An 18,787-nucleotide genomic window follows, 5' to 3' on the forward strand; every position below is an offset into this window, starting at 1 on the left:
ATATTGATATGTTTAATTTACAAATGCAAAATGAGCGGGGATGTCGCCTGTTGTGACCGACCATTTTTTATGGCCGTTCTTATCGAAACAGTACAGCGTTCCCGGCGTGAGGAAGTCTTTCGCGTCGCTCAGATAAATATCTTTGTTCGAAGGGTCGATCGCCAGACCGTAGGGCTTTTCTATCGACCGGTCCGTCCCGTCTGATATAAAGCTGCTGGCAACGATCGTCTCGTCTTTTACGTTCAGCTGGGCGTATGAATAGGTATGTTGCTGCGTGATATAGCTGTACTGGTCGCCGATAACATAAGCCCGGTCTCCGTCAATAGAGAGGTTTATTGCTGCAATCTCAAATGTCTTTTTAACCTGGTCGGTTTCTGAGCTCACAACGATCAGTCGCGAAGGGACATCATAGGAGTCACCACGGGAAGTGACATAAAGATCGCCATAGCGGTCAGCTTGCACACGCTCAGGATTGAGGCCCACCTCGATCCGTTTGATCTCCATGAACGATCTGAGATCAATGACGGAAACGGTCTTCTCGTAATTGCCCGGATCATAGCCTCCTGAATTGGCCACATAAAGTTTGCCGTTCGACACGGCCATTTGTTCCGGCTGGCGACCAACGCTCACTTTTTGTTCAATGGAAAAGGTAGACGTGTCAATGCGGGCCACATATCCATTGGCAGAGGCATCAGAGGTTGTCCTGCTCTGATAGGAGCTGACATACGCCTTGCCTTCAAAAAAGGTGATGTAGCGGCAATTGACGATATCGATCTGTCCAAGCTTTTTCACCGTACGGGCGTCGAGCACTTCCACCTTATTTGAGTTATTCACCACAATGTACAGTTTGCTGCCGTAGATCTGTATGTCGTTGCCCACATCACCCAGTCCACGGACAACGCCCGGATTGGCCTGCTCATAGATATTACGCCGGTAGTCGCCGGTGCTTGTATCAAAGAAATCGAGCGAGGCCTTATTCATGTTCATGTTTCCTTCGTTCAGGAGATAAAAGCTTTTTTTGGAAGCCAGGTCCTGGTCGGTCACCTGGTTGGCCTCTTCGGGCGTCACTTTGGGATCTTTCCTGCAGCCCGTTATCAGCGCTCCAAGGAACAGAAGGGCGGCAGCGGCTTGTTTTATGTTTGCTCTGTTCATTCTCATCTTCCTCTAATAATTTACTGTCAGATTTAATCTGTATGAGCGTCCTGGCATCGGGAAGTTCAACACTACGTCGCGGTACTGATTGAAAACGTTATTTAACTCTGCCGTAATTTTGAAATCCGTATGCTTCCTCTGCAAACGTGTTGAAACAGACAGGTCGTGTGTATACCAGGGCTCCATGTAATTCTCAGCGATGTTTGCTTTCTGGCTATACCTCTCACCTGTATAGATGTAGCTGTAATTGATCCAGGAGTTATTCAGCTGAAGACCAATGATGGCCGAAGCGGAATGACGGGGCGTATAAGGGATCTGATGACCGTAATTGAAGTCGCTTGCGCGGGTGACATCTGTTGCGTCCTGAAATGTGTAGTTTAAAACGGTGTTCAGAATGGTGCGGCCCGCTTTAGCTATTGTAGTAACACTTGCCTCGACTCCTTTTATCTCGACCTTCCCGAAATTGGTCATCTTCCAACGGGCGATGTTATTATCAGGCGTGGCCACGATCTTGTCGGTGATGCGGTTGATGTAGGCGTCGCTCCTGACTGATACATACTGCAAAAAGTCGGAGCTGAAAGATTTTTGCAGCGTGAAGCCGGCATCGTACTGCTTTGCAAATTCAGGTCTCAATGCAGTACTTCCCACCTGGGTATAATAGAGATCGGTAAAAGTAGGCATACGGAAAGTGTTCTTATAAAAGGCCCGCAGAAGAAGGACGTTGTCATGGAAGGGCAGCCAGGATGCTGTTACCGTTGGGCTGAACTCCGTTCGGCTTTCTGCAGCGCTGTACTGCTTCGTCTTTTCTGCGATCAGTGAGGCGAGCAATGTGCCCTGAAGTCTGAAGGCCCCCGTGTGAAGTTCCGATGCAAGAGACAAGAGCTTGCTGTACCGCGTAGGGTAGGCAAAGCGATCTATATTTGAACTCATGCTGTTCACCAGAATATCTGCTGCCGCTGAAACATCCCAAAAGGGTGCCAGACGATAAAGTCCGGCAGCCGACAGGTAATACTCCTGCTGACGGTAGCGGTTGTCGAGTTTTCCTTCGATATTATCGAACTGCGGCTGCATGTAGCGCAGGTAGTCGTTTGCATATTTGGCATTCAGCATCCATTGGTACTTTTCGCCCTGGCGGCTTTGCCAGTTTGATTGGATGAAAAGGCTGCGGTCCCACTGCCTGTCGCCTGACTCGAAGTTGTTACTCACGATGGCGCGGGGGAGTCCCCGCTCGTTTTGGTAATGAAAAACTTTAAAGGTCCATTTGCTGCTGTCGGACAGGGTGCCGTAGAGGGTTCCTTCCAGGCGCAGGGCTTCTGTGTCTCCATTCTGCCTGGTAGCCGTCGTATCGTAGACTGAGTTCGTGTATCTGAACTTGTATCTGCCATTTGCCTTCACCCATTCCGAGCTAAGGCTGCTGCTTATTCTCTTGCTGATCTGATGCTGCCACTGCAGGGAAGGATTAGCCAGGCCGAATGAGCCGGTTCTGAATGTGAGTCTCAGCTTGTCTTTCTGTCCGTCTTTAAACGACGGCCGGGCCGACTGAAGGAAAAGGCTGCTGGAAGCGGCAAAGGCTCGGGCAGACTGGTAAATGGAGCTGTTCTGGGCATTGTAGAGGTCCAGCTCTTCCATGTTGTCGAGCGAGAACCGGCCGAGGTCCACTTCTCCGTTCTGGGCGTTGCCCACCTGTATGCCGTCGTAAAAGACGGAAGTGTGATGGCCGCCAAGACTTCTCACATTGATGGTCTTTAAGCCTCCGATACCTCCATAGTCCTTCACCTGTACTCCGGAGAAGTACCTGAGGGCGTCAGCGACGGAGAGGCTGTTCATTTTTTCGAGCTGTCGTCCGCTGAGTGTTTGCAGCGGGGTAGGGGAGGAGCTGCGGCTTGAGCCCCGGATGCCCTTGATCTGCACCTCGGAAAGGGTGTCAGGAAGAGGCAGTTTGCTTTCTCTGCTCTGGGCAGAGGCGCTGGCGTAAAAAAAGAGGGACAGAGCAAAAATGGAGAAAGCTGCCGCGATGCTGCGACTGACTGGTCCCTGTTTTTGAATATACGCTCTTGCTGCCTGCATGGATTTCTTTGAACATAGGGGATGGAAGAAAATATAAAATGGAAATACGCAGGTATTTTCATTCAAGCTTCAATCCCCGAAAGCTTTGAATTATCGTGCTCTGGCAGGTCTTCTGACTCGCTCCCCTTTCGCCGGTCTTCCCGCTGTTTGATCAGCAGTGACATGAGATTGGCGTCAGGTTATGGAGCTTACAGCTGCGGGACAGTTCCGGACTCTCACCGGATTCCCTTTTAATCCAGGTTGTTATACCCGGAACCAAAAGCAGGGGCAAAGGTAGTATAAAATTGCAGAATTAACTGATGTAGTCGCGATCTTCGTCGCTAAGCTTTGACCGGTATTCCTCCAGTTCGGCTGTTTCGTCTGCCGGCTCGGTGTATGGGAGTGTCTTTCGTCTCGGCCTGCCTGCCAGGAAGCCCAGTATAAAACCGACGATCAGCATGGTTCCAAGAACGGCGAGCTTGGGAATCCGCGTGATCCCGAAGATCCAGAAGTCGATCTCTTCGGTATTGTTCATCAGGATGACGGTAACGAGCACTGTGACGACGATGATAAAGATTGTTTTTCCGCTCATGACTAGAAGTTGTAGGTTCCCATAAACTCGAAGATCGGATTTTTGCGCGGCTTTTCGTTCAAAAATATGATGCGGCCTCCCAGGTCGAAGTTAGGCAGGTAGAAACGCATGAGGTTCATGTCGGCCCTTAATTCTGCGCCAAAGGATCTTGGAGAGAAGGAGTTTCCCTTGCCAATGTCCTCAAAATCTGTGAATAGTCCCCCTTTGAAGCGCTTGATGTATGCCAGGGGGCCCACTTCCAGGTCCGGATAGAAGAGTGGCATCCGATAGTCGAGCAGCAGCGTATTTCTTGTGTTTCCAGTCGGCCTGAGAAAGCTGTAGCCGCTCACCCTGGGGATATTGATCGTGTTGACATAATTGCCATTTCCCTCCCGGTAGTTGAAGGAAGCCTGGAATGAATGATTGTTCAGTAAGCCCGGGAAGTAGAAGGTGCTTCTGAATGTGAACAGCTCGCCTTTTACCTGATTCTCGAAGGGGAAGTTCCAGTAGGAGAGGATGATGTTCTGGCCCCAGCGGGGTGCAAGGTCTCTTGAGGCCCTGCGGTTATTCCTGGAGGCATAAAATTGGTAATGCATGGGGAAGTCGAGTGTCCTGATCAGGGAGGGCATTCCGTTCTGTACATCGTATCTGCTTGTGTAGCTCGTTCCGGCTTTCAGGCCGAAGCTGTAATTGTTGTTGAAGCGGTTCAGGGTGAAGGGAACCGTTACGTTTGCTGCCATCTCATTTTCCCGCCACGTCACCGGACTGTACAGGATCTTTCCGTTTGAAGCAAGCCTCCGGTAGATCAGCCTGGCCTGGTTGCTGTAGTCGATGCTGATGATAGGGTAGAACCTTTTGTAGGCAAAGCCGGCCAGGTATTCGCTTTTGCGCAAGGCATTGTTGTACTGGTAGCGCAGGTACGAACTCATTGTGTTCAGCTTGTTGTCTGACTGCAGCTCCAGCCCCAGGTTGTAGTCGTCAAAATTTGCATTGTCCTCTGCAATGGGTACAATACTGTGAAAATAAAACAGGTTCGACAGTTCCCGGTACCGGCTCGTCGGATAGGTTTTAGTACGGACGCTGTCGAAGATGTTTCCCTTGCCTTCCTGTCCGGCCAGGAGCTGCGCATAGTCGACAAAGGTATTCCGTATTGCTGGCAAAGTAAGGTTTTTAAAGTTTGACGCATTTAGAGTCGCTATATCGTTTCCTTTTTTCGAGTACGAGTTGAATATCAGTCGCGAGGAGATCGTGTCGTAGGAGGGATTAAAAGCGCCAAATTTTGCAGAGGTAAGCTGACGGATCTCCCCGGTTTCAGTTTTAAGAGCGTAAATATTGTCAATGCCATTGAAGTGGGCTTTGAACAGAATCCCTTCAGGGCTGTAGACCGGCCGAAGAATTTCCTGTGCCTGGACCGGCATGAGCTGATTAAAGGTACCCGCTGACCTGTCCAGCTCATACAGGCTTTTGCCGGTTTGTTCAACGGCGACGACCACAGCTTTTGAGCCATCCCCTGAGAAGGCTGGCATCTGAAGCATCCGGTTGCCGGGACTGGCGTATCGTTTCAATTCTCTTCCGTTCCTGGCGTCGAGTTCCACGAGGAATATCTCGTTGGAATAGGTGACGGCGACGGCGAGGATCGTCTGGCCGTCGGGAGAGAGTGCCGGCGCAAACAGGCGGCTCCGATGGGTAAGTTGTCTTGCTCTTCCGGTGCGGGTATCAAAGATGTTGATGACGTTGAAAGATCGCTGATGAAAGCGGGGGTCGAAACGAGACTCGTCCCACACGATCTTTCCTGCCGAGTAGCTAAACCAGGCCGTCTCCTGCAGACCGATATTCACTATCTTCTGTTCCTTTCCGGAGGGGTCAATTCTGACTATAGCGGGTGTCCTCGCGTAGCTCTGTTTGAGTGCCAGGATGTGCCCCTCCGATGTTGCCACCGGAAGGAGATAATGCGCCGGCGTGTTGTCCTTTCTCCGGTTAAGGGGGACGTAATTCTGGGTGTCAGTTTTGGACACCTGGTCGCTCCACAATTTATCAAGTTCGGCTACCGTAGAATCATGAAGCCGGCGGGTGTTCATACCTGTTATTTTTTTCACCGCGCTGCTGAAAGGATAGGGGCGAAAAGGAAGTCGCGCGATGCGGCTGAGTATGCTGTCGGTAACCCCTTTTCCATAGTCCCTCCGAAGCTTCGCATTCATGAAAAAACCGAGCTGATAGTATCCGGGAGTGAGGTCTCTGTAGGAGCTGAAAAAGTCTTTCGAATAACTGTACTTCCGGTCACTTAGTGTATTTGTCCGAAAGGTGATGAACCACTCTGGGATGCGTCCCCGTCCTGCACCTGAGAGCGCTGTCTCCGTACCTACTGCATCTCCTTCATAGAACCAGGGAGGCAAGGTGACTCCGAAGACAGCGAGCGCCAGCTTCTCAAAAAAGGGGGCTCTTAAATTGCCTGTCAGTTTGTCAAACTGCACCACATGTCTCATCTCATGAACGGCCAGGCTGTTTAGCCAGTCCTGGTAGTCGAAGCTCTGAGGAGGGGTGGTATAGAATTCAGATCTCCGGGGCCCAAGCTGAACAAAGCCATTCGAGGTAGTTCCCTGATTTTGGAGGATGATGGAAATCTTATGCGGTCGTTTGTTAATCGTTTCCGATTCTTTCGGGAGCACAGTTTCAAGCACAGCTGCGACGCGCTGTGCCTCCTTGTGAAAGGCCTCGGGAAAGATAATCTGAAAATTGGGTGTGTTGATCTGATGCCAGCGAAGGGAGGGAGGGTTCTGCTCCGAGTCGTATACCTGTGCAAAAGTAGTGTATGAACTTATAATTAATGTCAGTATGATTACTGTGCTGGAAATTAGAGTCTTGATTCGATTTTTATAGTGCATTTTTTATGTTTGCTAAATATATTAGCTTAATGTCTGTGGTTGTCAATTTTTTAACTGAAGTAAAACTTGCTTTTTTTTAGACTTTTTTCTGATTAAGAATAATATATGTGGCGATACTATATTAGTTGTTACGATTTCTGTTGATGTAAATTACGACTTTTTAACGACATCTGACGGCCTTTCCTGATTTTTGTAACCGTGCTCAGGCTGGTTCTTTCTGCCGTTGTTGCTCCGACGTCTTTTTAGTCTTTTTTGCGTCGATTGTCATCGTGCTTTCGTGGGGAGAACTGAAGAATTGAAGGATGATGCGGTGAAGGCAACCTGCGAAACTCCTGAAGTTGCCTGGCGCGTTACCGTCCCAAACTGACCATCTCCGAACAGCATAACGTGCTGGCCGGTATACTGAGGAAAGTCGGCTATTCACTGTTTCTAATGAGGCCGATCTGCAGCCGAAGTAGGTGCCTGTTTTTCGGTTAAAGAGAGCTGACATAAAGTCGCAGTACGCGCGGGCAGTTGCCTTTTTTACCGGCATAACGGGGACGGGTTTTGGCTGCCTCGCTTTTCCGGTTCGGGACCGGCAACTGTCAGAGGAGGTGCCTGTCTTTAAATATGAAGGTGAGAGTTCGGGAGGTAAGGATATAAAAAAAGCCGTCTTTTTACGGACGGCTTCGTGTAAGATGCTCCTCCCCTACCCCGATAGGATGTGCTTGCTTAGTTTTCTTTTTTCGACCTTGTTCCTGATATAGGGATAGAGAAAAATGGATGAAAGGATCACCACGGTGCCGGCATAAAAACCGAGGGTCATATGCTCCCTTTTTCCGAAGAAAAGGAACGCTAAAATGATGCCGTATACCGGCTCCAGATTGGTCACTAAAGCAACCCGGAAAGCCGATAATTCTTTCATGACGGAGACCCCGGCTACGTAGGCAAGAGAGGTGCAGACCGTGCCTAAAATGAGGAGATAAATGAAGTCTGAAAGCGGCAGTTTCAGGGAGGAATTAAAGCCTGATGTAAGGGCAAGATAGAGCGATATCCACACCCAGGCACCAAGCATTTCGTAGAAGCTGATTACAGGCGCAGCATGCTTTTTAACCTGTCTTGAATTGATGATTGAGAACAGGCTTGCGCAGAAAGCACTCACCAGTCCGAAGGTAATTCCAAGGCTGTAACGTGTCTCAAATTTGAAGATCAGGAAGATCCCTGAGATAATCATAAGGCCGGTAAATATCTCCAGTTTTGAGACCTTTTTCCGGCTGATCAGAGGCTCCAGAATGGCCGTAAAAAGAGTCACGGAGGAGAGGCACACAAGGGCGACAGACACGGTCGCTGATTTGATCGACTGGAAGAAAAATATCCAGTGCGCCCCCACTATAGCCCCTGTTAATATCAACTTTATTAAGGATTGTCTGTTCACACTGATCGTGCTTCTGGTGGCCTTGAAATAGATAAAAAGAGTGATGAACGCGATCAGTACACGATACCAGACGAGGTAGATAGAAGGCAGGGAAATAAGATTTCCGAGAATGCCGGTAAAGCCCCATATCATAACGGTAGCATGCAATACCAGCAGATTGCGATTTAAAGAACTTGATTGTGACATGTAATTATTTGGGCGCTTTTATAAGTAAGTATACTCCAAGAGCGCCGAAGAGTATATTAGGGATGAATACGGCAATAATAGGAGGGAGTCCTCCTTTGAGTGAGAACATCGTCGAAAACTGAATAGAAACGATGTATGTAAAGCTCAGAAAGATCCCGATACCCAGGGGCAGTCCGACTCCTCCGCGTACCTTTCGGGAGGACAAAGAGACCCCCATCAACGTCAGGACAAAAGCCGACAAAGGATACACATAACGCTTGTACTTTTCCAGCTCCAGCAGCTGCATCACACCGGTCCCTCTGGTCTTTTCCTTCTCTATCCGGCTGTTTAGCTCCCGGGTGCTCATTGCGGAGTAAATATTGTCGTACACTTCGAAATCAACAGGTCGCATGTCCAGAGTGGTGTCCTTTTTCAGCCCGTTTGTCATCTTCTCTTTCAATCCGTTCACATCTCTCACCGTGTAGTTTTCAATACTCCATTTCCTTTTTACAGAGTCCCAGGCGATGCGGTCCGCCATCAGTTTCTGAACCAGCTGATCGCCGTCGAACTTTTCCATGATGAACGTATAGCCCACCTTCTGGATATTGTCAAAGCTTTTTATATAAACATACGTATTCTTATCAATTTGCATGTGCGTCTCGGTCTTCGAGTTGTCCGACTTGGGGTTCACATACACGTTCTCAAAGCCAATCATGAGCTTATTGGTGTAAGGGATGATAAAGAGGTTGGCAACCAGCGTAACTGCGAATATGAGAAAGGAGGAGACGAAATAAGGCCATAAGAAGCGCCTGAAGCTCACTCCTCCGCTAAGGATCGGTACAATCTCAGTTTGGTCGGCCATCTTTGCTGTAAAAAAGATGACCGCGATGAAATTGATAAGCGGCGAAAGGAAGTTAAGGTAGAAAGGAATGAAACCGGCATAGTACTCCGTGACGATCTTAGAGAACGGTGCCTCATGTTTAAGAAAGTCGTCCAGCTTTTCCGAGACGTCGAAAATGACGATTACGACAGTAAAAATAGCACAGGTAAAAAGAAAAGTACCCAGATACTTTTTGATAATGTACCAGTCTATTATTTTAATATACCTGTTCAGCATTTCTTTATAAACGTTGAGAGAGCTGTTTTGTCATTTTGTTTTTCCATTCGTAAAATTCACCTGTCATGATCTTTTCGCGTGCTTCTGTTACCAGCCAGAGATAAAAGTGAAGATTATGAATGCTGGCAATCTGCGCCCCTAAAATTTCCTTCGCGTTAACAAGGTGCCGCAGATATGCTTTGGTGTATTGCTGGTCCACGAAGAGATCGCTCTCCGGATCGATGGCTGAAAAATCGTTCTTCCATTTTTCGTTCCGGATATTGATGATCCCGTTGCGTGTGAAGAGCATTCCGTTCCGTGCGTTCCTGGTAGGCATCACGCAGTCGAACATATCCACTCCGAGGGCGATGTTCTCGAGGATATTGGCAGGTGTTCCCACCCCCATAAGGTAGCGGGGACGGTCGCCGGGGAGGATCCCGCAGACAAGTTCCGTCATTGCATACATCTCTTCAGCCGGTTCCCCTACCGAGAGGCCTCCAATCGCATTGCCTTCTCTGCCAAATGAGGCGATCACTTCAGCCGATTTTGTACGAAGATCTTTATATACTGATCCCTGCACGATGGGGAATAAAGTCTGAGAGTAACCGTACTTCGGTTCTGTAGAGTCGAATCTATCGCAGCAGCGTTTTAGCCATCTATGGGTCATTTCCATAGATTTACGGGCATAACTATACTCGCAGGGGTAAGGCGTACATTCATCAAAAGCCATCATGATATCAGCTCCTATAGTGCGCTGAATGTCCATGACGCCTTCCGGAGTGAACAGGTGCTTCGACCCGTCAATATGGGAGCGGAACGTTACTCCTTCCTCTTTGATCTTTCTGACTTCTGTAAGTGAATAGACCTGATATCCGCCACTGTCTGTGAGGATGGGCCGGTCCCAGCCATTGAATCTATGCAGCCCTCCTGCCTGTTCCAGAGTATTGAGACCCGGACGAAGGTATAAATGATAGGTGTTTCCCAGGATGATCTGCGCTTTAATATCTTCTTTGAGCTCCCGCTGGTGAACGGCCTTCACCGAACCCGCTGTGCCCACAGGCATGAAAATGGGAGTTTTAATGACCCCGTGATCTGTTGTTATCTCACCGGCTCTCGCCTTTGAGAGCCTATCTGTTGCTTCTAGTCTAAACTTCATTTTAATCGGGCAAAGGTAGTTAAATGATAGCAGATATATGCCAAAAGCACAGTCGCTTTTGGCCCTGCGCAGTACACACCTCTGATTGTTTTGCTTCGCTCGCGGCTTTCTGCCTAAATCCCGGCTTAATGCTTACCTTTGCTCAGCTAAATCTCAACACGCTTTGATCGAATATTTATTTTACGCAGTCTTTATATTATTTCAGAGTGCCTTTATTGTTCAATTGTATTTCATCCTTTTGAAGCACACCAGGCTGAGGTCTTATCAGGAGGAGGAGTGGCAGGAGTCTGCCGACCAGCTTCCTGTGTCGGTGATCATCTGTGCCCGGAATGAGCAGAAAAACCTTGAAGAGAACCTCCCTCTGGTCCTCGAACAGGATTACAAGAACTTTGAGGTTGTGGTAGTCAACGATTGCTCTTCCGACGATTCCCACCTCGTATTGCAGCGTTATGCTGCACAGTACCCGCATTTGAAGATTGTCAACATTAGTGAGCATGCCCGCTTTAAGCACGGGAAAAAGTTTGCTGTTACCCTCGGCATTAAAGCCGCCAGCCATGAGTATCTGCTTTTTACCGACGCCGACTGCCGTCCCGCTTCTCAGCACTGGGTTGATCTCATACAGCGTAAGTTTCAGGGAGGAAGAGAAATCGTACTTGGCTATTCGCCCTATGCAAGAAAAGGCGGAATTTTGAACGCTCTCATTCGTTTTGAGACCTTCTTTACCGGCTTGAACTATTTATCGTTCTCCCTGGCGGGACGGCCGTACATGGGTGTCGGGCGCAATCTCGCCTACACACGGTCACTTTTTTCAGGAATAAGGGTTTCGCATCCCATATTCACATTCCCTCAGGAGACGACGACTTGTTTGTGAACGAAACCTCTCACGCCGATAATACTGCTATCGAAATTCATCAGGATGCTCAAGTGTGGTCTGAGCCGAAACAGACTCTGGGAGCATACTGGAAGCAGAAAGTGAGGCATATGGGAGCTGGAAAAGCATATAAGAGCGGAGATAAATTTGTTCTCACCCTGCAGGGAGCCAGTGCAGCAGTTTTCTACCTCACCCTGATTGCACTGCTTATTATGCACGCTCAATGGTGGGTATTGCTGTCCGTTTATCTTTTACGGCTTCTTTTGCAGCTCATTGTTTATTATCCCGCTATGAGAAAACTCGCAGTTCGCGATCTGATATGGTGGTTTCCGGCATTGGATTTGTCTTATAATTTCTTTATAATCGTGTTAAGCATAGTTTCCTTATTTAATAAAAAAGCTAAATGGAAGTAAATCCCAGTTTTTCGGCCAATGCAGTAAACGATCTTAACCTGGTAAGGCGGGCTAAAGATGGCGATCAGAAAGCGTATGCTGACCTGATGCAGCGATATAAGGATTCAATCTATTTTATGTCGCTGAAGATGGTAAATAATAAGGATGATGCGATGGATCTCACCATAGAAACCTTTGGGAAGGCCTTTGAAAATATAGAGAAATATAAGCCTGATTTTGCATTCAGCACCTGGCTGTTCCGTATCGCGACGAACAACTGTATTGACTTTATCCGCAAGAAGAGGATCAATATGGTTTCCATTCATTCTCTCACTGACGAGGAAGGAGAGGAGCGCCAGCTTGAGATCAAGGCCGATGTGCTGAACCCCGAAGAAACGTCCATCAAAAAGCAGCAAAAAGAAGCGATCAAGCTCATTGTCGACAAGCTTCCGCTTCGTTATAAGACCTTGATCACCCTCCGCTACTTCGAAGAACTGTCGTATGAGGAGATTGCCGAGCAGCTCGATCTGCCGCTTGGAACTGTCAAGGCGCAGCTCTTCAGGGCAAGAGATCTGATGGCCAATGTATTAACCCGAAGGAAAAAAATTCCCCCAGTGACTTCTGATATTATTTCGCATTATTTTCCACAGTTGAGCAGCACTCAGAAAGAGCAGTTCGACAAGCTGGAAGAACTATACAAGGATTGGAACTCAAAAATTAACGTAGTATCCCGAAAGGACATAGAGAGCCTTTACTTACGGCACGTCCTTCACTCGCTGGGCATTGCCAGAGTGATGCCTTTTCTGCCCGGAGAAAAAGTGCTTGATGTAGGTACAGGAGGAGGATTCCCGGGGATTCCTCTTGCCATATTATTCCCGGAAACGAGCTTTCACCTTGTTGACTCCATTGGCAAGAAGATCAAGGTGGTGAATGAGGTGGCTACAGGTGCCGGTATAAAAAATATAAAGGCCAGCCATTCCAGAGCGGAGCAGATCAATGAACGATTTCACTTTGTGGTTTCCAGAGCGGTCACAAGGCTGGGCGATTTTTATCCCTGGGTGAAAGGAAAGTTTGAAAAAAATCGAATAACGTACTGCCCAACGGTGTCCTTTACTTAAAGGGGGGCGAATTGCAGGAGGAGATTGATGAAGCGCATCTGAAGGATGTCAGGCTTTATCCCCTGACGAACTATTTCTCAGAAGATTTTTTTGACACAAAGTTTGTCGTATATTTCCCGGCACAATAAATAAACCTTTATGCCTTCCTTATATGAGATCGCGCTAACTCTAGTCCCCGGTGTTGGCGCTGTAACGGCAAGGACCCTGTTGGAGAATGTAGGGGATGCAGAGTCTATTTTTAAATCTTCTTTTGCCGAACTAACCGCTATTCCGGGAGTTGGACCCAAAACAGCCGAGAGCATTCGGTCGAAGGATTGTCTGGCGCAGGCAGAGAAGGAGCTGGCCTTTGTCGAAAAGTTTAAAATTAAAACGCTTTTCTACACCTCGGAAGAATATCCATGGAGGCTAAGGAACTGCTACGACGCGCCCATTCTGCTTTACTATAAAGGGAATGCAGAGCTGAACGGCTCCAGGGTGATCAGTGTGGTGGGAACCAGAAGTGCCACTGCTTACGGGCGCGAGCTCACTGAGAAGCTCATTGATGACCTGGCCAGCTATGACGTACTGGTAATAAGCGGCCTGGCTTACGGTATTGATGGCATCGCGCACAAGGCCTGCCTAAAACATCAGATCCCTACAGTAGGGGTAGTGGGGCACGGCTTAGACCGGATCTACCCCGCTCAACACCGCAGCCTTGCAGAGAAGATGCTTGCCTGCGGGGGAATTCTGACCGAATTTCCCTCAGGAACCAAGCCCGACCGGGAGAATTTCCCTAAGCGGAACCGCATCGTAGCAGGTCTCGCTGATGCCACCATCATTGTCGAGGCAGCAAAAAATGGAGGCGCCCTTATCACCGCCGAGCTTGCTAATTCTTACGACCGCGACGTTTTTGCCTTTCCCGGACGTGTAAATGATCAGTTCTCATCCGGCTGTAACCATCTTGTTAAGACCAACCGGGCAAATCTGATCACAGAGGCAAAGGATATAGCCTATCTGATGGGATGGGAAACAAAGGACGCCGGAAAGCTGAAGCCGCAGCTGGAGCTCAGTCTCAACCTCGCGCCCGAGGAAGAGAAGATCGTTGCGGTGCTGAAGAACCAGGACGCATTGTCAATCGACGAGATATTCAGCCTGACGCAGATTTCGCCTGGCAAGCTGGCCATGCACCTTCTTTCCCTTGAAATGGCCGGGGTGCTTACAGCTCTGCCCGGGAAAAGATATAAGACGGTGGGCTAGTCGTTCTCCTCGTAACGCTCCGCCTCCACGTTCTTCGGGAAATCATAAAGCTTCTGATCTCCGGTCCAATAGCTGATCATTTGCCAATCGTCAAAAGGAAAATTAATAAGCATTACCCCGCAGGTGGGAATATTGTACACATCGCAGTTGCAAAGGTTCACAGCAAGGTTTGTAAGGCCGGGATTGTGACCGAATAAGGCGACGAAGCCATACCGGTTGTCAAGCGAGTTAATGACGCTCAATAATGTCGAAGAGGACGCTTCGTAAATTTCGGGTCTTTTGACGATTGAGGATTTATCAATCCCCATTTCTTCTGCAAAATATTCTGCTGTGGTTAGTGCTCTCAGCGCGGGACTGCTGACCAGAAGCTGGGGGATCAGGTCTTTCTTTAACAGGCGTCGTGCCATTTCCGGCGCATTTTTGTTCCCCCTCTTGTTAAGAGGGCGGTCAAAGTCTTTCAATTCCCGGTTTTCCCAGTCCGACTTTGCATGACGTACGAGAAGTAGTCTTTTCATTGCATAAAAAAATAGCCCGGAAAACCGGGCTGTGCAATAATAAGAAAAACAGGAGTCAGAAAAAACATCCTGCTGATATTGTGAATGATTTATTCTTAACTGAACTGTGCTCTGCTTCTGCATTGATCTTGATCAGCCGAACCTGTGTCCTTTTGATAATAAGTGAGATTAACCATAAAGCAGCATGTGCACCTGTCAAGAGTTTGCCAGCTCCGCTATCCTTTCGGTATTAATTTCGTTCATACAGCGGAAGTGTTTAAGCGGGCACTTGGGGTAGCCAATTTTAGAACATGGCCTGCAGCCCAGACCTTTCACCTCCATGCAGCGATGCCAGTCGACCTTATAGGGGTACATGCCGAATTCAGGAACGGTATTTCCCCACACCGAAATGATTGGCTTGTTAAAGGCCGCTGCTATGTGCATCAGGCCGGTATCATGCGTAATGATTTTTTCCGCCATTTTTACCAGATAGGCAGATTCATCGAGGTTAAAGGAACCACACGCATTGAAGACGTGATCGCCCGCCTGATCTGCTATTTGCTCACCACCTTGCTTATCCTCTTTGCCGCCCAGCAGGACTACGGGCTTTCTGATCAGTTGGCAGGCTTCAACAATCTTTTCCTGCGGGAGCCGCTTCGTGGCATGTGCCCCGCCAATGACAAAACCCACATAGTTTTGGTGCGAAGGCGGCAGCATTTGGCTTAAGTCGTATTCCTTTTCAAGAAAGTAGTCGAGCCCCTTGCCGTCATTGCGCACGCCGAGTTTTTCCGCCGTTTTTAAATAACGGTCTACGATGTGCAAGTCGGGCAGCGTGTTGATCTTGAAGTTGACAAGCAGCCATTTTTGTATGTTGAGCTTATTGAAGGATGACGATTTTACAGCCAGCCTGAGCTTTAGTTTCAAACTTCGGAGGTTGTGGTGAAGGTCTATGACATAGTCAAAGTTCTCCTCCTCCAGCATGCTGACTGTCTTGCTCAGATCTCCATCGTGCAGGTGCAGCTTGTCGATATAAGGATTGTTCTTCAATACCCCTGCAAATGACGACTTCGTTAAAAAATGAAGCTCAGCATCTGCCGCCTGCTCTTTCACACAGCGAATAACAGGAGTGGTAAGAACGATGTCTCCAATCGAACTCAGGCGGATAATAAGTATCTTCAAGGTTACTTCTTTTTTAATTGAAAAAATGTACTCAGCGCATCGGCACTGAACGTGTTGAGGCATTTGTCTGCTGGTACTCCTCCTTTGCGGGCAGCCAAGACGCCGTACCTCATGTCTGAAAGACCATTTACGCTGTGAGCATCAGGATTTACTGACAGCATTACGCCTTTCTCCAGGGCATACTGGTGGTGGTGCCAGTCGAGATCCAGCCTGAGGGGATTCGAGTTTATTTCGATCACCACTCCGTTCGCTGCACAGGCATCAATAATCTTCGTGTAGTCGAGCGGGTAGCCGTTCCGCGTCAGGAGCATCCGGCCTGAAGGGTGACCGAGGATCGTGGTGTAAGGGTTCTCAATTGCTGCTATTATGCGGCTTGTTGCTTTCTCTTCCGTCATTCTGAACACAGAGTGAATGGAGGCTACAATGAAATCAAAAGACGCGAGCACTGATTCACTATAGTCGAGAGACCCGTCGAAGAGTATGTCAGACTCAATGCCCTTAAAGATCTTGAATGGAGCTAGTCTTTTGTTGAGGACTTCAATCTCCTGATGCTGACTCAGAATTCGCTCCTCATTCAGCCCTCGGGCATAGTAGGCAGTCTTTGAGTGGTCAGTGATACCGAGGTACTGCAGGCCCAGCTGATCACGGCAAAAAAGAGCCATCTCTTCTATTGTATTCATTCCATCGCTCCAGGTGCTGTGGTTATGGAGGCTTCCCTTCAGATCTTCAAAGCGGAGCAGAGCGGGTAGTCTTTGCTCGTCGGCCAGCTTGAGCTCAAATAATCCTTCTCTTAACTCCGGCTCTATGAAAGGAAGTCCTGCCCGGTTGTACCAGTCTGTTTCTGATGTTACGGGCAGTACGCTCTCCGGCATGCGCCGGGATACCAGGCGAACGTGATCCTCCGTTCCGGTGCGGACTAAAAGTTGCTGCACGAAGTTTTCAGGTCTGCAGAAGTAGATCATGGATCTGAGACCGTTTTCAGCTTCAAAGGAAAGTGAATCCTCCGTGCTTCCAAGCATTGTCATGCCTTCAAGTTCGTTTAGTGCCGGTCGTGTCTTAGCGTCAGGTGCGTCGCCGACCAGGATCTCGAGCAGGTCCACTATTTCACATCGTCTCCTGTACGCTCCCACTGCTGAAACCTGAGCAGAGGGAAAGATTTGACGCAGCTGACTGATCAGAGCCTCTGCTTTTTCTTCAATATGAGCATAGAGGAACCTTCCCTGACTCGCCATCTTAAATTCGATCGCTTTCTTGATTTCTTCCTGGGTTTTTAAACCAAAGCCTTTTGCCTCAATCAGGCGATTCTCATTGCAGGCATACAGCAACTCTCCCAGATTTTCAATCTCCAGCTCCTTCCATATGACGAGCACTTTCTTAGGCCCCAACCCTTTAACCGACATGATTTCTACTATTCCCGGAGGCGTTTGTTCAAGAAGGCTCTCAAGTTCCTGCAGGTGCCCGGTTTGGAGTAACTCCCATACCCTGGCTGCCGTGCTTTTTCCGACCCCTCTGATTGATTCCAGTTCTGAAAGCTCTTTGGCAGAGGCCTGAAAAGGAAGTTTGTCAATTGTATACGCGGCCGTTGCCATAGACTTCACCTTGAACGCGTTTTCCTGGTGCAGCTCCATCAGCTGGCTGAGCAACCTCAGACTTCTGGCAATGGTTTTATTGTTCATATCTGTCAAACATACGGATATCCCGACTGAAATAAAACATTCAGGAGCTGGATGCCCAAAGGGGGATGAAAGCAGCTTGCATTATCTTTTCGACTTTTAAAGAACAAATACACCTTCAAAAAAGAGCCACCGTCTGGCTCGCCAAACCTTTTGTCTTTCTGCTTTGTTAGCAGGAATGTTGAAAGACAAGATATCCATATTAAAGCCAATCCAGGTTCTGCTGCTGTTGTTCCTCGTTTTCGCGGGGCTCTATTTCGCGCGTGAATTCCTGATTCCCCTTTCTTTTGGAGGCATTTTGGCCACCCTGATTTTGCCGCTTAGCAGAAGGCTGGAAAACAAGGGCGTTCACAAAGGGCTCGCACCTGTACTATGCCTTTTAGCACTGCTGCTTGTTGCGGGTGGAATCTTCGCCTTACTGATCTGGCAGGTCTCGGATCTCGCCCAGAACGTCTCTGAAATGCAGCAGCAGGTGACTAAACTGCTCGAACGGGTTCAGAATTTCCTGAGCACAGCAATAGGAATAAGCAAGGAGAAGCAAAAAGAAGTAATAGAGCAACAGCAGCAAGGCGCAGGCAGCGGACAGGTCTCGGGAATGGTTTCCGGCTTCATGGGCTTTCTCGTAAACTTCGTTCTCGTGATCGTCTATACCTATCTTTTTGTGTACTTCAGGCACCGGTTAAAAAGGTTTATCCTCATGCTGGTGCCAGACGAAGAGCTCGCGAAGGCCGAGAAGGCCATCAGTCAGTCGGCAAAAGTGTCTTATCAGTATTTATCCGGCCTGTCGATGATGATCGTAATGCTCTGGGTGCTCTACGGGATCGGGTTCTCGGTCGCCGGCCTCAAAAGCGCTGTGTTCTTTGCTATCCTGTGCGGTATCCTCGAGATCATCCCCTTCGTAGGAAATTTAACAGGAACCGGAATAGCGGTGCTGATGGCCGTTTCACAGGGTGAGGGGAGTGGCCTGGTGCTCGGCGTAGTCGCAACTTACTTTGTGGTTCAATTCGTGCAGTCGTACATCCTGGAGCCTCTGGTGGTCGGCGCAGAGGTCAACATTAATCCTCTTTTCACTATCATCGTACTCGTTCTGGGCGAAACGCTCTGGGGAGTTGCGGGTATGATCCTCGCCATCCCTTTGCTCGGAATGACCAAGATTGTCTTTGATAATGTTGAGTCGATGAAGCCCTACGCTTATCTCATAGGAAGCGACTCGAAACCTGGCAAGAAGAACAGCTTTTCAGAGAAAATGAAAAAGCTTTTTAAAAGAGGATGAGTCAGCCAATGGCTTTCCTTATATCCTCTTTTAAAAAGCTGTCTGTACGTTGGTCCGCACCATTCGGCA

The 18,787-nt window shown here is 48.6% G+C and carries 14 protein-coding genes, 2 pseudogenes and 1 riboswitch; of the genes and pseudogenes, 6 read left to right on the forward strand and 10 right to left on the reverse strand.

Features of this window, described 5'->3' with window-relative positions; translation table 11 throughout:
- Positions 1 to 12: 12 nt before the first annotated feature.
- The 7 genes from ACES2C_RS12040 to tgt form a co-directional block, all read right to left on the reverse strand.
- The gene (locus ACES2C_RS12040; protein ID WP_374163355.1) at positions 13 to 1,152 is read right to left on the reverse strand and encodes a YncE family protein; all 1,140 of its coding nucleotides are present in this window, start codon (positions 1,150 to 1,152) and stop codon (positions 13 to 15) included.
- Positions 1,153 to 1,164: 12 nt separating this feature from the next.
- Entirely contained in the window at positions 1,165 to 3,219 is a 2,055-nt protein-coding gene (locus tag ACES2C_RS12045; RefSeq protein WP_374163356.1) for a TonB-dependent receptor plug domain-containing protein, read from the reverse strand.
- An 84-nt stretch (positions 3,220 to 3,303) separates the two neighbouring features.
- Positions 3,304 to 3,494, reverse strand: a riboswitch (cobalamin riboswitch).
- Between the two features lie 17 nt (positions 3,495 to 3,511).
- The gene (locus ACES2C_RS12050; protein WP_374163357.1) at positions 3,512 to 3,790 is read right to left on the reverse strand and encodes a hypothetical protein; all 279 of its coding nucleotides are present in this window, start codon (positions 3,788 to 3,790) and stop codon (positions 3,512 to 3,514) included.
- A gap of 2 nt (positions 3,791 to 3,792) precedes the next feature.
- The gene (locus ACES2C_RS12055; protein ID WP_374163358.1) at positions 3,793 to 6,651 is read right to left on the reverse strand and encodes a TolB family protein; all 2,859 of its coding nucleotides are present in this window, start codon (positions 6,649 to 6,651) and stop codon (positions 3,793 to 3,795) included.
- A 688-nt stretch (positions 6,652 to 7,339) separates the two neighbouring features.
- Positions 7,340 to 8,251: a DMT family transporter gene (locus ACES2C_RS12060; RefSeq protein ID WP_374163359.1), complete on the reverse strand. Its 912-nt coding sequence runs from the start codon at positions 8,249 to 8,251 to the stop codon at positions 7,340 to 7,342.
- A 4-nt stretch (positions 8,252 to 8,255) separates the two neighbouring features.
- A complete protein-coding gene (locus ACES2C_RS12065; protein WP_374163360.1) occupies positions 8,256 to 9,347 on the reverse strand; it encodes an LptF/LptG family permease in 1,092 nt (363 codons plus the stop codon).
- A gap of 4 nt (positions 9,348 to 9,351) precedes the next feature.
- Positions 9,352 to 10,482, reverse strand: a complete 1,131-nt coding sequence (tgt, locus tag ACES2C_RS12070; protein ID WP_374163361.1) for a tRNA guanosine(34) transglycosylase Tgt — start codon at positions 10,480 to 10,482, stop codon at positions 9,352 to 9,354.
- Between the two features lie 163 nt (positions 10,483 to 10,645).
- Between tgt and ACES2C_RS12075 the strand changes: the two genes are divergently transcribed.
- The 5 genes and pseudogenes from ACES2C_RS12075 (at position 10,646) to dprA (ending at position 14,099) form a co-directional block, all read left to right on the forward strand.
- The gene (locus ACES2C_RS12075; protein WP_374163362.1) at positions 10,646 to 11,353 is read left to right on the forward strand and encodes a glycosyltransferase; all 708 of its coding nucleotides are present in this window, start codon (positions 10,646 to 10,648) and stop codon (positions 11,351 to 11,353) included.
- A complete protein-coding gene (locus ACES2C_RS12080) occupies positions 11,350 to 11,766 on the forward strand; it encodes a hypothetical protein (RefSeq protein ID WP_374163363.1) in 417 nt (138 codons plus the stop codon). Before ACES2C_RS12075 ends, ACES2C_RS12080 begins: the two co-directional genes overlap by 4 nt.
- A pseudogene (locus ACES2C_RS12085) lies at positions 11,757 to 12,317 on the forward strand (RNA polymerase sigma factor); the annotation flags it as partial. The gene ACES2C_RS12080 and the pseudogene ACES2C_RS12085, both read left to right, overlap by 10 nt.
- A gap of 3 nt (positions 12,318 to 12,320) precedes the next feature.
- Positions 12,321 to 12,991: pseudogene (rsmG, locus tag ACES2C_RS12090) on the forward strand (16S rRNA (guanine(527)-N(7))-methyltransferase RsmG).
- 10 nt (positions 12,992 to 13,001) lie between these two features.
- Positions 13,002 to 14,099 carry a DNA-processing protein DprA gene (gene dprA, locus ACES2C_RS12095; protein ID WP_374163364.1) on the forward strand — a complete coding sequence of 366 codons (1,098 nt, stop codon included), beginning with the start codon at positions 13,002 to 13,004 and terminating at the stop codon, positions 14,097 to 14,099.
- Here the strand turns inward: dprA and ACES2C_RS12100 are convergent.
- From ACES2C_RS12100 to ACES2C_RS12110, 3 genes are all read right to left on the reverse strand, one after another.
- A complete protein-coding gene (locus ACES2C_RS12100; protein WP_374163365.1) occupies positions 14,096 to 14,614 on the reverse strand; it encodes a histidine phosphatase family protein in 519 nt (172 codons plus the stop codon). The genes dprA and ACES2C_RS12100 overlap by 4 nt on opposite strands.
- 195 nt (positions 14,615 to 14,809) lie before the next feature.
- Positions 14,810 to 15,772 (reverse strand): glycosyltransferase family 9 protein, encoded by a 963-nt coding sequence (locus ACES2C_RS12105; protein ID WP_374163366.1) that lies wholly within the window; start codon positions 15,770 to 15,772, stop codon positions 14,810 to 14,812.
- A 2-nt stretch (positions 15,773 to 15,774) separates the two neighbouring features.
- Entirely contained in the window at positions 15,775 to 17,448 is a 1,674-nt protein-coding gene (locus ACES2C_RS12110) for a PHP domain-containing protein (RefSeq protein WP_374163367.1), read from the reverse strand.
- Positions 17,449 to 17,623: 175 nt separating this feature from the next.
- Between ACES2C_RS12110 and ACES2C_RS12115 the strand changes: the two genes are divergently transcribed.
- Positions 17,624 to 18,718, forward strand: a complete 1,095-nt coding sequence (locus ACES2C_RS12115; RefSeq protein WP_374163368.1) for an AI-2E family transporter — start codon at positions 17,624 to 17,626, stop codon at positions 18,716 to 18,718.
- Positions 18,719 to 18,787 lie beyond the last annotated feature (69 nt).

The sequence above is a fragment of the Arcticibacter sp. MXS-1 genome, from assembly GCF_041902385.1.
In the GTDB taxonomy this organism is placed as follows: Bacteria; Bacteroidota; Bacteroidia; order Sphingobacteriales; family Sphingobacteriaceae; genus Arcticibacter.